Origin of the sequence: Amycolatopsis coloradensis (assembly GCF_001953865.1) — a bacterium.
Classification (GTDB): Bacteria; Actinomycetota; Actinomycetes; order Mycobacteriales; family Pseudonocardiaceae; genus Amycolatopsis; species Amycolatopsis coloradensis.
The window spans coordinates 230,269-243,118 of sequence record NZ_MQUQ01000014.1 but is presented as its reverse complement, the minus strand read 5'-3'; the positions used below and the strand labels follow the sequence as shown (position 1 = coordinate 243,118).

The window sequence follows — 12,850 nt, the reverse complement described above, 5'->3', positions numbered from 1 at the left end:
CCGGGTGGCGCGCCCCAGGTGACGAACGCCTCTCGAAAGCACCCGCTTGACCTGGTGACAACTATGCGTAACCATTACTCTGAGTATTCGACTCTAGGAGTCCCCTGGATCGGTCACCGCGACCGATCGGGGGTGAGGAAACGGAGAACCACCAGATGGGCGATTACGCCAAGGCGCTCGGGGCCAAGCTCCGCGGGATCCGCCAGCAGCAGGGCCTGTCCCTGCACGGGGTCGAGCAGAAGTCCGGGGGCCGCTGGAAGGCCGTCGTCGTCGGTTCGTACGAGCGCGGCGACCGCGCCGTCACCGTGCAGAAGCTCGCCGAGCTGGCCGATTTCTACGGCGTGCCGGTGGTCGAACTGCTGCCGGAGGGCCGGGTGCCCTCGGGAGCCGAACCCGCCACGAAGATCGTCATAAACCTGGAGCGCCTGCAGCAGCTCCCGGCGGAGAAGGTCGGACCGCTCGCCCGCTACGCGGCCACCATCCAGAGCCAGCGCGGCGACTACAACGGCAAGGTGCTCTCCATCCGCACCGAAGACCTGCGTTCGCTGGCGATCATCTACGACATGACCCCCGGTGAACTCACCGAGCAGCTGATCGACTGGGGCGTGCTGCCGCCCGAGGCTCGACCGTCCAAAGAGGATTAAAGGTGAGGACGTTTTCGGTCGGGGGGCCGGAAACGTTGCACCCCCAAGGCGCCCAAGGGAAACGCTACCAAGCCAAAGGTGACCCTGACAAAGGTGACCGAGGTCTTGGCGACCGAGGCGAACGCGACCAAGGTCTTTTGATCTTTTGGAAGTCGCGCCTTTGGCCGCAGGCCCCGCGATCGTGATGGCAGGGCGCCCTCCAGCCTGACGTGAGAGTCAATGCTGAAGAGCGCCCTGGCAGCACGATCGCGGCAGCGCGATTTAAAGGACAGCGCGATTTACAGTACAGCGCGAAGCCTGTCCGCGATCGTGCCGATCCGGCCGAGCACGCCGTTCACGAATCGCGGCGAGTCGTCGGTCGACAGCTCCTTCGCCAGCCCGACGGCCTCGTCGATGGCGACCGGGTCCGGCACGTCCTCGGCCCACAGCAGCTCGTAGACGCCGACCCGCAGCACCGCGAGGTCCACCGGCGGCATCCGGTCCAGCGTCCAGCCCTGCGCGTGCTCCGAGAGCAGCTCATCGATCTGGACTTTGCGTCCGGTGACCCCCTCGACCAGTGAGATCGTGTAGTCCGCGATCGGGTCGACCTCGACCGAACCGACCCGGTCGGCCAGCAGCGTCACCGCGTCGGCGCCGCGCTGGGCGGCCTCGTACATCATCTCGACCGCACGCTTACGGGCCTGGCGACGGCTGATCGGCCCGCCCCGGTTCGGGGACTTGCCGGATTTGTCTGAGCCTGCCATCAGTTGGAGACGCGACCCAGGTAGCGGCCGTCACGGGTGTCGACCTTGATCTTTTCGCCGGTGGTGAGGAACAGCGGCACCTGGATCTCGGCGCCGGTCTCCAGGGTGGCGGGCTTGGTGCCACCGGTGGAACGGTCGCCCTGCAGGCCGGGGTCGGTGTGCTGGACGATCAGCTCGACCGAGGTCGGCAGCTCGATGTACAGCGGGACACCCTCGTGCACCGCGACCTGGACCTCGAAGTTCTCGAGCAGGTAGTTCGCGTTGTCGCCGACGGTCTCGGCCAGCACGGTGATCTGGTCGTAGGTCTCCGCGTCCATGAACACGAAGTCCGCGCCGTCCTTGTACAGGTACGTCATGTTGCGCCGGTCGACGGTGGCCGTATCGACCTTCGTGCCCGCGTTGAAGGTCTTGTCGACGACCTTGCCGGTCAGCACATGCTTGAGCGTGGTGCGGACGAACGCGCCGCCCTTACCCGGCTTGACGTGCTGGAACGCCGTGACGGTCCAGAGCTGGCCGTCGAGGTTGAGGACGAGCCCGTTCTTCAGGTCGTTGGTGGTGGCCACGAGTGTGCAGTCTCCTGTGTCGATCTTCCGGGCCGCCGTCAGACGACCACGAGTTCCTTGGTGCTCAGCGTGAGGAGTTCGGGCGTACCTTCCCGCACGACCAGCGTGTCCTCGATGCGCACGCCTCCGCGTCCGGGCAGATACACACCAGGCTCGACGGTGACGGCCATACCGGCGGTCAGTGTACCGACGCCGGTGGTGGCGAGGCTGGGCGCCTCGTGCACCTGCAACCCGACCCCGTGGCCGAGGCCGTGGCCGAAACTTTCGCCGCGCCCCGCGTCGACGATCACACCGCGGGCCGCTTTGTCCACTTCGGACACTTTCGCACCGGGGAGGACGGCGTCGCAGCCCGCCGCCTGCGCCCGATGGACCAGCTCATAGACCTCTTCCTGCCACGCCGCCGGCTTGCCGAGGACGAACGTGCGGGTCATGTCGGAGTGGTAGCCGTCGACCGTGGCGCCGAAGTCGATCTTGACGAAGTCGGCGGTCGCCAGCACGGCCGAGGTCGGCCGGTGGTGCGGGATCGCGGAGTTGACGCCCGCCGCGACGATCGTGTCGAACGACGGCCCGGTCGACCCGTGGCCGAGCATGCGATTCTCCAGGTCACGGGCGACGTCCAGCTCGGTACGGCCCGGCCGCAGCCCACCGGCGGACACCAGGTCCTCCAAGGCCCGGTCGGCCGCCGCGCACGCCTGGCGCAGTGCTTCGACCTCCTGTTCGTCCTTGACCAGCCGCAGCTGCTCGATCAGGCCGGGCGTCCGGACCAGCTGGACACGGTCGAAGCGCACCTTGAGGTCCTCGTGCTGCTCGACACTGACGTGCTGGCTCTCGAACCCGGTCTTGCCGAAGTCCTTCCCGGCCGCCAGATCGGCGAGTTTGGCCGCGCTCGCGCGGTCCAGCACCCGTTCGAGATCGGGAACTTCGGCCGCCGACTGGACCGTGTAGCGGCCGTCGGTGCAGAAGATCGTCTTGTCGTCGCCGCTCCCGTGGACGAGGAGAGCGGCGTTGGACCCGGTGAAGCCGGTCAGGTACCTGATGTTGAGCAGGTCCGTGACCAGCAGCGCGTCCACGCCGGAGTCGGCAAGCAGGGAACGCAGCGCCGCGCGGCGGCGAGAGAAGTATTCACGCACGGAATGGAGTTTAGAGGTTGGGCGCTCGCCCGGCGGGCCGCTGCCGGACGATCGCCTAGGTACGTGAAGGCCCCCTTCATGTACCTAGGCGCAATGAAGGGGGCCTTCACGTACTTGCCTGCGGGCACCCGCGCGGGCGGGGGTGACTGTCGCTACTCGCGAGTTAAACTCACCCCATGGCACCGTGGCTGACTCGTGGACTCGTGATGGCGCTGCTGCACGGCGTGGCCGTCACCGTGCTGGCCAAGTACGAGGTCTTCAACCCCACCGACAAGACCCTCGTCACCTCGCTCGCCCTCGCGGTCCTCGTCGGCGCGGCGGCGGGCTGGAGCGCCGTGGACGCCTGGCGGGACAAACCCGAGCGCGGCAAGAACTGGTTCATCGCGGCGCTGATCGCCGGCCCCGTCTCCGGCGTGCTGTACGTGATCGGCCGCGCGGTGTTCGTCGACCAGACCGGCGCCTCCGAACTCGGCGGCGCGCTCACCGGCGGCGCCGCCTTCTCGGCCCTGCTGGTGCTCATCCCGGCCGGGCTCGGCCTGTTCGTCGGCGGCCTGATCGGCAGGAAAGCGCCCGAAGAAGAGGCTCAGCCCGCGAGCGAGAAACCGGCGGGGAAGCCGTCCCAGGCCTGATCGCCGATCTCCTCGACGGTCGAGTCGTTCAGCGCCGCGGCCCCGGCGTCCGGTAGGGCGAACAGCTTGCCGTCGAGCACCACGCCGACCCCGCGGCCGGGCGCGCGCACCATTCTCGCCCCGGCGCTCAGCCGCGCGGCCTGGGGAAATCTGTCGACGACCTTGAGCCGCTGGTCCAGCACCTCACCGGCGAGTGCCGCCGCCACCGAACGCCGGTCGACCCTGACCAGGTTCCCGTCGGCGACCAGATCGATCGTCCGCTGCGGCGACGGCATCGCGACACCTTCGAACGCGGTCCGGGTCCGGGCGTCACCGTCGCAGGCCCGCGAGCCCCGGACGTCCAGGCCGAAATGCCTGAGGTCGGTCGGCGCGGCCGCACCGCCGACGATCGTGGCGCGGACGACGTCGAACGGGACCCGGTCGCAGACGTCGCCCGACGAGAGCGGCGCGTGGCCGTCGGGCCGCCGGACCAGGCCAGGTCCCTCCTTCCAGGCGCCGGGGACGACCACCGGCCGGTACGGCTGCGCGGAGAAGTCCCTTGTCCAGAAGGTGAGCGTGGTGCCGGTGTCGGTCTCGTGCGCGATCGCGAAGGCGTCGAGCGAGCCGACCCACATCAGGTCGGTGCTGAACCCGTCGACCAAGGAGCGCGTGCGTGGCGAGATCGTGCTGGGCTTGGGCACGAAACCCTGCTCCCCCAGTGTCTCCACGCCCTTGCTGAAGGCCGCGTCCTTGGCGCGCAGCAGGAACTGCCCGGCGCCGTTCCACCCGGCGGCCTTGGCCGTGGTGTCGGTGAAGAGGAGGTAGAACCAGCCGTCGAGGTACACCGCCGAGGGCTGGCCCGCGCCGTAGACGTTGGCGCGATGCACGTCGTGCGCGGGCCCGACGATCGGCTGCCCGCCCGCGGCCCGGGTCCAGGTGAGGCCGTCGGTGCCGGTGGCGAGGCCGATCGAGTTGCCGAGCGCGTGGTCGCCCGCCGCGCCGGTGTAGTACATGTAGTAGGTCGAGCCGACCTTGATCACCGAGGGGTCGCAGGTGTGCATCCCGTCGAACCCGCCGGGCGCGCCCGAGAACACCGCCGCCGGACCGCCACCGGACGGACCGGTGAAAGGACCGTCGAGCGACTGAGACTCCGCGTAGAGGACGTCGTCGCCGGGAGGCTGGGCGCTGCCGTACTGGCTGCACCACCACATCCGGAGCTTGCCGCCGTCCCGCATCACGGTCGGGCCGTAGTTGTAGACCGCGTCCTGACCGCCGGCGGCGACCACGCCACCGCTGGCGCGGGGATCGCTCGTGGCGAGTTCGACGTCCATCGGCCGGGGCCTCTCACCGGGCGTCGGCTGGACACCGCCGATCCCGCCACCCTTGCCGTCGGCCTGGGGCTGGGCGAGGCCGTCACTGCACGCCACGAGAACCGCGCCGGCCGCGAAGACGGCCACCACGACACGGGCGGGTCGCCGACCCCCACGAAAAAGGCGCATGATGGCCGAGTGTAGCGAGACTTAACCCAGCTGGGTGACGTCACTCCCTGGTCGGGCTACCAACTCCACCTCGAAGCCGTCGGCGTTTTCGAGGTAGGCGGCGTAGTGGCGATCACCGCCCGCATACGGATACTTGTCCGCGAACAGCGCCGACCAGCCGTGTTCGAGCGCCTCCGAAGCCAGCTCGTTCACCCGATCGCGGGTATCGACGTGCAGGGCGAGATGGTTCAGGCCCGGCGCGGTGCGCTCGTGCTTTTCGCCGCTGAGCGCGGGAGAACGTTCGACGACGAGATACGTCGCGCCGTGCTTCCAGCTGACCCCGGCAGGCCAGCGCCGGAACTCCCGCCAGCCGAGTTCGCCGAGCAGCCAGCCCCAGCTCTCCTCGGCACGCGCGAGATCCGGCACCCACAGTTCGATGTGATGGGCCTGCCCGTGCTCCGACGGCAGCGCGACGAGTACGCGGTGCGGCCCGCCGTAGTGGTCACCCCCGCCGACCTCGAGGAAACCCAAACGCCGCACCAGGTTCAGACTGGCCACATTGGACTCACCGACCAGCGCCCACACCGACGACAGGCCGAGTCCGAGCAATCCGTGGTCGAGCAGCGCGCTCGCGGCCTCGGTCGCCAGGCCCTGGCCGCCGTGCGCACGCGCCAGGTAATAACCGATTTCCGGCACCCCGCCGGGCAGCTCTTGCGACGGCCGCAGATGGGCGAGGCCGATCACCTCGCCGTCACGTTCGATCGCCCAGTGCCCCGTCCCGGCCGGGCCGCTGTACGCCAGTCGCCGTCCGACCATTTCGCGGATCTTGTCCGGCTCGGTGAGCGGAGCCGCGAAATGCGCGCTCAACGCCGGGTCGGCGAAGAGCCCGACGATCGCCTCGGTGTCGGCCTCGGTCAGCCCGCGCAGCCGCAGCCGCGCGGTCTTGATCTCGGGCGGGTTGTTCATGCCGCGTTCGCGGCCATCCAGCGGAGGGCGAGCGGATAGCCGTCGACCCCGAGCCCGGCGATGACGGCGGTGGCGACGTCCGAAAGCACGCTGTGGTGCCGGAACTGCTCGCGCTGGTGCACGTTGGAGATGTGCAGTTCGATCAGCGGCGCCTTGAGCTGGGCGGCGGCGTCGCGGACCGCGATCGAGTAGTGCGTCCACGCGGCCGCGTTGAGCACCACCGGCCAGCCGGCGTCGGCGGCTTCGTGCAGCCAGCCGACCATCTCGCCCTCGTGGTCGGTCTGGCGGACCTCGACGTCGATCCCGAGTTCCTTACCGGTCTCGACGCAGGTCCCGGCAAGGTCGGCGTGCGTGGCCGAACCGTAGATCCCCGGTTCGCGCAGGCCGAGCCTCCCGAGGTTGGGGCCGTTGAGGACGAGCACCTTCACAGCAGCACGCTCCCGCTGGACTTGGGGGTGTCCCCCGCGACCACCGAGTACGCCGCCGCGAGCAGCGACGGGTCGGGGCCTTCCAGCCTGCCCGGCTTGGCGAGCCCGTCCAGGACGACGAAGCGCAGCACGCCCGACCGGGTCTTCTTGTCGCCCTTCATCGTCTCCAGCAGGTGCGGGAGCGCGTCCGGGTCGTACGTGGTCGGCAGGCCCAGCAGCTTGAGCACGGACGTGTGCCGCTCCGCGGTGGCGTCGTCGAGACGACCCGCGAGGCGCGCGAGTTCGGCGGCGAACACCAGGCCGACACTGACCGCGGCGCCATGGCGCCACCGGTACTTCTCGCGGCGTTCGATGGCGTGGCCGAGGGTGTGGCCGTAATTGAGGATCTCGCGCAGGTTCGACTCGCGCAGGTCGGCGGCGACGACGTCGGCCTTGACCTGGATCGAGCGGCGGACCAGCTCACCGAGGACCTCGCCGGTGGAGTCCAGCGCGGCGGCGGAGTCCCGCTCGACGAGTTCGAGGATGCGCGGGTCCGCGATGAAGCCGGTCTTGACGACCTCGGCCATTCCGGCGACGAGTTCGTTGGGCGGCAACGTCTCCAGCGTCGCGAGGTCGACCAGGACCGCGCTCGGCTCGTGGAAGACGCCGACGAGGTTCTTGCCTGCCTCGGTGTTGATGCCGGTCTTCCCGCCGACGGCCGCGTCGACCATGCCCAGCAGTGTGGTGGGCACGTTGACCAGGCGGACACCGCGCATCCAGGTGGCGGCGACGAACCCGGCCAGATCGGTCACGGCGCCGCCGCCGAGTCCGACGACCACACCCTGGCGGTCGAGGCCGATGCGGCCGAGGACCTCCCAGCAGAAGCTGGCGACGGAGAGCGCTTTGCCGTCCTCGGCGTCGGGGATCTCGACCCGGTGCGCGTCGATCCCGGCCTCGGCCAGTTCGTCGCGGATCGCCTCGGCGGTGGTGGTCAGCGTCGGCGGGTGGATCAGCGCGACCTTGGACGCGTCGGCGAGCTGCTCGGTGAGCTCGCCGAGCAGCCCCCGGCCGATGACGACGTCGTACGGCTTGGCGGTGTTGACGGTGATGCGAACCGGCTCGGTCATCGTTTCCCTCACTTCGGCGGAAGCCGCTTGGCCCTGGCGACCTCGCAGGAGATCTTGCCCTTGACCGGGGTGTCCCCCGGGATCTCTTCGGTCACCTTCTGGCCAGGCGTCATCCGGTTTTTCGCGAACAGCGCTTCACCGGAGGCCTTGCCCTCGCCGTCCTTGATCGCGATGGTGACGGCGTAGCGCGCGTCCTCACCGGTGCTGTTCGTGACCTCGATGGTGACCTTCGGGGTGTAGCTGGTGCTCTCGCACTTCATGACCTGGACGTCGGCGGCGACATCGGCTTCGGGCGCGACCGAAGCGGTGGCCGAGCCGGTCTCCGCGGCACTGGTCTGGATCACGTCCGAGCCCGCAGGCTGCTTTTCCTCGCTGCAGGCGGTCAGGCTCAAGGTCAAGACGGCGAGGAGAACACCGGCGGTGGTGCGCTTCATGCTTGCTCCTTGCTGATCTCGGCCAGTCCGATGACGGCGGCCTTGACGACTTCGTCGGGCGTCAGCTGGTCGGTTTCGATCTCGAACGTGGCCACCTCGCGGTACACCGGCAGCCGCGCGTCGAGGAGTGCCTTGTAGGTGGCGCGGGGGTTCACCCCGGCCAGCAGCGGACGCGCGGTCGACAGCCCGGCGCGCTGGACCCCGGCGGCCATCCCGACGTTGAGGAAGACCACGGTGTGCCCGGCGAGCCGCTCGCGCGTGCCCGGGGTGATCGGCGCTCCCCCGCCCAGGGAGAGGACGCCGTCGTGTTCGGCCAGCGCCGTCGCGACCATCTCCTCCTCCAGCACGCGGAAGGCGGGCTCGCCCTCCTCGGCGAAGATGTCGGTGATGGGCTTGCCCGCGCTCGCGACGATGTCGTCGTCGCTGTCGCGGAAGGCAAGGCCGAGCCGGGCGGCGAGCGCCGGGCCGACCGTGCTCTTGCCGGAACCCGGCGGCCCGATGATCACCACGCGAGGGGTCACCAGCGCTCCTCGAGCGCCTTCAGGTAGCCCTCGACATTGCGCTTGCCCTCGATCAGCGAGTCGCCGCCGAACTTCTCCAGCGCGGCGTCCGCGAGGACCAGCGCGACCACCGACTCCAGCACGACCCCGGCGCGGGGTACCGCGCAGACGTCGGAACGCTGGTGGATGGCCACCGCGGGTTCGCCGGTCGTGACATCCACAGTGGACAGTGCTTTGGGGACGGTCGAAATCGGCTTCATGGCGACGCGCACGCGCAGCGGTTCGCCGTTGGTGATGCCGCCTTCGAGACCGCCGGCGCGGTTGGACCGGCGGGTCACCCCGACCGGGCCGGTGCCGCGGTCGATCTCGTCGTGGGCCTGGCTGCCCCAGCGCTTGGCCGTGGTGAAGCCGTCGCCGACCTCCACTCCCTTCATCGCCTGCACGCCCATGAGCGCGCCGGCGAGCCGGGCGTCGAGCCTGCGGTCCCAGTGCACGTGCGAGCCGAGGCCCGGCGGCAGCCCGTAGGCGATCACCTCGATCACGCCGCCGACGGTGTCACCCGCCTTCCGCACGGCGTCGACCTCGGCGACCATCGCGTCGGTCCCCTCCTGGCCGAAGGCGCGGACCGGGCTCTCGTCGATGGCGGGCAGGTCCGACGCCACGGGCAGCGGACCCTCCGGCGCCGAGGCGCCGCCGATGGACACGACGTGGCTGAGGATCTCGACCCCGAGCAGCTGCTTGAGGTACGCGCGGGCCACCGTGCCGAGTGCCGTGCGGGACGCCGTCTCGCGGGCGCTCGCCCGCTCCAGCACCGGACGGGCCTCGGGGAAGCCGTATTTCTGCATGCCGGGCAGGTCCGCGTGGCCGGGCCGGGGACGGGTCAGCGGCTCGTTGCGCGCCAGGCCTTCCAGCTCCTCGGCGGGCACGGGATCGGCCGACATGACCTTCTCCCATTTGGGCCACTCGGCGTTCTCGATCTGGACCGCGACAGGGCCGCCCTGGGTGAGCCCGTGCCGGACGCCGCCGGTGAACTCGATGTGGTCGGTCTCGAAGCCCATCCGGGGGCTGCGGCCGAAGCCGAGCCTTCGTCGCGCGAGCTGCTCGCCCACTTCGGCGGTGGTGACCTCGACTCCGGCCGGCATCCCTTCCAGGATGGCGGCGAGGGCGGGTCCGTGCGATTCCCCTGCGGTTATCCAGCGCAACACCTGACAGATCCTGTCACAGTCTCCCTTCCGTTCCTGGACAGGCCGGGCTATCCGGGACCTGGTCCGGCGAAGACGGCGAGCGCCCACGCCGCGACCAGGAGACCGGGCCCGTGCGGCACCGTGGGATGCCGGGGCCCGCCCACCGCGAGCGCCACGCTCAGTAGCGCCGCGGCGACGGCGCCGAGCACGACCGACGGCCAGCCCGTCGCGGCGAGGACCGCGCCGAGGCTCCCGGCGAGCTTCACGTCACCGGCGCCGAGCGAGCGCGGCGACAGCGCGTGGACGAGCGCGTGCGCGCCGCCGAAGACCAGTGCGCCGAACACGGCCCGCCAGGCGATGCCCGCCCCGCCGCCTGCCGCGGCGACCGCCACTGCGATGGCCAGCGCCGGGTACGCGGGCAGGGTCAGGATGTCGGGCAGGCGGCGGTACTTGAGGTCGGCGAGCGCCAACGGGACCGCGAAGACGGTCAGCACGGCCGGAACCGCGAGCCACCACGACGGCCAGGCCCCGCCTTGGTGGCGGAGGCAGACCGCGAGGAGCAACGCGGCCGCGAGCACCGCCGCCCACGCCGTCACCGGTGCTCCGGCGCGGCGCAGACAGGAGCGGGTGGCGAGCGCCGATCCGGCGCCCGCCACCGCGAAGGCGATCGGCATGAACACAAGATCAAGAGTGCGCCCGACGCGTTCGGTGAGGCAAGGATTTCTTTTCGTGACAGGTACTTTCACGCACTTTCGGCAGGTGAGCGGCCCCTACGCAAGTAGTCGACTACTTGCGTTTTAGGGCTGGGAGCTGAAGGGGCCCATGGCCGCATGCCACGCGGCGAAGGGAGCTTTCGTCGCGTCGCATGCGGGGAAGGCGTCCTTCAGCCCATGGACCAAGGCACCAATCCGCCCGCTCCCGGCGCCGAAGTCCTGTCATGACACCGGGATCAGGGGTTCATCCGCAGCAGCGGGAGGCCTGAGGGCGTGCGGATTTCCAGCGCCTTGATGTCCCCGGCGCGCATCGCGGTGCCGACCACGATGTGCGCGGTGTCCTTGGGCATCGCGCGCCAGGACGCCAGTTCGCTGGTGCCGCCGTCGCCGCCGACCGCGACCAGGATGTAGTCCCCGGTGCGGTTGCCGCCGTAGCTGCACGTCATGTCGACCTTCGTGCCGGTGTCGGTGGCGGACATGGCGACCTCGGCGGTCACCGGGTAGTCGCCGAGCAGGGTCATCGGGTTGCCGCTCGCCGCGACCGGCCCGGTCAGGACGACGGCGAGCGTGGCACTGGCGGCGACGGCCACCCCGGCCGCGGTGGTGGTGATCGCCCGTTGGATCCGCCTTCCCCGGCGGACCCGTTTGAGCACGGTGGGCAGCAGCTCCGGCGAGGGCGCCGGTTCTTCCTCCCGCAGCGCGGGGGCGCCCGCCTGGGCGAGGAGGCCGGGGATCCCGGCCAGATCGCGCACGGACGCCGCGCACTCGACACATCCGCGAAGGTGTGTCTCGTACGCGAACCGGTCCTCCGGGGACAACGCCCCGAGCACGTAGGCCGCGTCGTAGGTGGCGAAGGGGTCGGTCATCGAGTCACCCCTCTTTCCTCCAGTATCAGCCGCAACGCCCGCAAGGCGTAATGCGTCCGCGACTTGATCGTTCCTTCGGCCACGCCCAGTCGCTTCGCGGCGTCGGCGACGGAGTAACCCTGGAAATAACACAAGACGAGCACGTCCCGATGTCTCGGCGAAAGTTCGCCGAGGGCTTCGGCCACCAGCCAGCCCTGGACCGCCCGCTCGGTGCCGTCCGTGACCGCCGTTTCGGGCGGTTCGCGGGTCACCACCTCCGGATGCGCCTCGGCGGCACGCCAGTCGTCGATGGCGATCCGTCTCGCCACGGTGAACAGCCAGCCCCGCGCCGATCCCTCGGACTGGTCGAGCACCTTGGCGTTGCGCCAGGCCCGCAGCAACGTCTCCTGGACGACGTCCTCCGCGCGGACGCGGTCACCACTGGTCAGGTGCAGTGCGTAGGACCAGAGCGCGGCGGCGTGCTCTTCGTGCAAAGCCCGCATCAGCCCGTCCTCCGCGAATTCCTTCACCGATCCGTGCCTTCGCGGGCGAAGAGCAAGGGAAGGGCGAAGACCACGCAGACCACTTCGGTGATCAGACCCCACAGCTCGGCCTGGGTGGTGAAGCGCTCCGAGACGCCGAAGAACCCTGTCGTCAGCGAAAGCACGTACGCGCCCAGTGTGGCCAGGCCGAAGCCGATCGCCGCCAGCGCGGGAAGCCGGTGGTGCCACACCAGGACGGCGACCGCGAGGACCACCCCGGCCGCCACGTTCACCAGAAAGAGTGGGCCGACCACATCCGTTTCGGACGCCCAGTCCTGCCATCCGACGTAGTGCACCCACGCCGAGCCGAGCAGGCCCGCCGCCACGACCACCCGCGACAACCACCGGATCATGTCCGTTTCTCTTTTCGCGTGTTCGGTTTCCCCTATGCCTTTGAACACGGAAAAGAGGGGCGCCCGGTTCAATTCCCCACCCGATGGCCGCCGAAATTGAACCGGATGGGTGCTCCGAACGTGTGTAGAGGCATGACTGCCGAACTCCACTCCCGCCGCACCGTCCTGACCACCGGGGCCGCCGTCGCCGGCGCGGCCGTCGGTGCCGTGGCCCTCACGGCCTGCGGAAGCGACACCCCGCCGTCCGGCCCGGCCGCCGCGGCTCCGGGCGAAACCCTGACCGCGCTCTCCGACATCGAGGTCGGCCAGGCGAAGGCCGCCAAGACCGCCGACGGCAAGGACGTCATCGTCACCAGGACCGCCGAGAGCGCCGCGGCCGCGTTCAGCGCGATCTGCACGCACCAGGGCTGCGCGGTCGTCCCGGACGGCGCGGAACTCAAATGTCCATGCCACAACTCGATCTTCGACGCGGCGACCGGCGCGGTCAAAAAGGGACCGGCGGACAAACCGCTGCCCTCGGTCGCGGTCAAGGTCACGAACGGCCAGGTCGTCACGGCCTGAAAACGCAAAGGGTCCCTTCAGGACGAATTCCGTCCTGAAGGGACCCTTTGCG

Annotated in this window: 17 protein-coding genes; 3 read left to right on the top strand and 14 right to left on the bottom strand. The window is 70.0% G+C overall.

Annotation, left to right across the window (positions count from 1 at the left end):
- Nucleotides 1–155 precede the first annotated feature (155 nt).
- Nucleotides 156–644: a transcriptional regulator BldD gene (bldD, locus tag BS329_RS25050; RefSeq protein WP_003096372.1), complete on the top strand. Its 489-nt coding sequence runs from the start codon at nucleotides 156–158 to the stop codon at nucleotides 642–644.
- A gap of 278 nt (nucleotides 645–922) precedes the next feature.
- Here the strand turns inward: bldD and nusB are convergent, their stop codons facing one another.
- The 3 genes from nusB to BS329_RS25035 are packed head-to-tail and all read right to left on the bottom strand — an operon-like array spanning nucleotide 923 to nucleotide 3,080.
- The gene (nusB, locus tag BS329_RS25045; protein WP_076163693.1) at nucleotides 923–1,387 is read right to left on the bottom strand and encodes a transcription antitermination factor NusB; all 465 of its coding nucleotides are present in this window, start codon (nucleotides 1,385–1,387) and stop codon (nucleotides 923–925) included.
- Nucleotides 1,387–1,950 (bottom strand): elongation factor P, encoded by a 564-nt coding sequence (efp, locus tag BS329_RS25040; protein ID WP_076163692.1) that lies wholly within the window; start codon nucleotides 1,948–1,950, stop codon nucleotides 1,387–1,389. Before efp ends, nusB begins: the two co-directional genes overlap by 1 nt.
- 38 nt (nucleotides 1,951–1,988) lie before the next feature.
- Nucleotides 1,989–3,080, bottom strand: a complete 1,092-nt coding sequence (locus BS329_RS25035; RefSeq protein WP_076163691.1) for a M24 family metallopeptidase — start codon at nucleotides 3,078–3,080, stop codon at nucleotides 1,989–1,991.
- 176 nt (nucleotides 3,081–3,256) lie between these two features.
- Between BS329_RS25035 and BS329_RS25030 the strand changes: the two genes are divergently transcribed.
- A complete protein-coding gene (locus tag BS329_RS25030; protein WP_167480031.1) occupies nucleotides 3,257–3,709 on the top strand; it encodes a B-4DMT family transporter in 453 nt (150 codons plus the stop codon).
- On the opposite strand, the gene BS329_RS25025 is transcribed toward BS329_RS25030, so the two are convergent.
- From BS329_RS25025 to BS329_RS24975, 11 genes are all read right to left on the bottom strand, one after another.
- Entirely contained in the window at nucleotides 3,664–5,148 is a 1,485-nt protein-coding gene (locus BS329_RS25025) for a glycoside hydrolase family protein (RefSeq protein WP_076163689.1), read from the bottom strand. The genes BS329_RS25030 and BS329_RS25025 overlap by 46 nt on opposite strands.
- A gap of 60 nt (nucleotides 5,149–5,208) precedes the next feature.
- The gene (locus BS329_RS25020) at nucleotides 5,209–6,132 is read right to left on the bottom strand and encodes a GNAT family N-acetyltransferase (protein WP_076163688.1); all 924 of its coding nucleotides are present in this window, start codon (nucleotides 6,130–6,132) and stop codon (nucleotides 5,209–5,211) included.
- Nucleotides 6,129–6,560 (bottom strand): type II 3-dehydroquinate dehydratase, encoded by a 432-nt coding sequence (gene aroQ, locus BS329_RS25015; protein ID WP_076163687.1) that lies wholly within the window; start codon nucleotides 6,558–6,560, stop codon nucleotides 6,129–6,131. Before aroQ ends, BS329_RS25020 begins: the two co-directional genes overlap by 4 nt.
- A complete protein-coding gene (gene aroB / locus BS329_RS25010; RefSeq protein ID WP_076163686.1) occupies nucleotides 6,557–7,666 on the bottom strand; it encodes a 3-dehydroquinate synthase in 1,110 nt (369 codons plus the stop codon). Before aroB ends, aroQ begins: the two co-directional genes overlap by 4 nt.
- Nucleotides 7,667–7,674: 8 nt before the next feature.
- A complete protein-coding gene (locus BS329_RS25005) occupies nucleotides 7,675–8,100 on the bottom strand; it encodes a hypothetical protein (protein ID WP_076163685.1) in 426 nt (141 codons plus the stop codon).
- Entirely contained in the window at nucleotides 8,097–8,621 is a 525-nt protein-coding gene (locus BS329_RS25000) for a shikimate kinase (RefSeq protein WP_084750153.1), read from the bottom strand. Before BS329_RS25000 ends, BS329_RS25005 begins: the two co-directional genes overlap by 4 nt.
- On the bottom strand, nucleotides 8,618–9,805 hold the full coding sequence (gene aroC, locus BS329_RS24995; RefSeq protein ID WP_076163683.1) for a chorismate synthase: 1,188 nt from the start codon (nucleotides 9,803–9,805) through the stop codon (nucleotides 8,618–8,620). The genes BS329_RS25000 and aroC overlap by 4 nt, the downstream gene beginning before the upstream one ends.
- A gap of 47 nt (nucleotides 9,806–9,852) precedes the next feature.
- On the bottom strand, nucleotides 9,853–10,464 hold the full coding sequence (locus BS329_RS24990) for a prepilin peptidase (protein WP_076163682.1): 612 nt from the start codon (nucleotides 10,462–10,464) through the stop codon (nucleotides 9,853–9,855).
- A 269-nt stretch (nucleotides 10,465–10,733) separates the two neighbouring features.
- Nucleotides 10,734–11,363, bottom strand: coding sequence for an anti-sigma factor family protein (locus tag BS329_RS24985; RefSeq protein WP_076163681.1), 630 nt, complete (start codon nucleotides 11,361–11,363; stop codon nucleotides 10,734–10,736).
- Entirely contained in the window at nucleotides 11,360–11,872 is a 513-nt protein-coding gene (locus tag BS329_RS24980; protein WP_076163680.1) for a sigma-70 family RNA polymerase sigma factor, read from the bottom strand. Before BS329_RS24980 ends, BS329_RS24985 begins: the two co-directional genes overlap by 4 nt.
- A complete protein-coding gene (locus BS329_RS24975; protein ID WP_076163679.1) occupies nucleotides 11,869–12,237 on the bottom strand; it encodes a hypothetical protein in 369 nt (122 codons plus the stop codon). Before BS329_RS24975 ends, BS329_RS24980 begins: the two co-directional genes overlap by 4 nt.
- Before the next feature lie 132 nt (nucleotides 12,238–12,369).
- On the opposite strand from BS329_RS24975, the gene BS329_RS24970 reads away from it, so the two are divergent.
- Nucleotides 12,370–12,798 carry a QcrA and Rieske domain-containing protein gene (locus tag BS329_RS24970; RefSeq protein ID WP_076163678.1) on the top strand — a complete coding sequence of 143 codons (429 nt, stop codon included), beginning with the start codon at nucleotides 12,370–12,372 and terminating at the stop codon, nucleotides 12,796–12,798.
- Nucleotides 12,799–12,850: the final 52 nt, after the last annotated feature.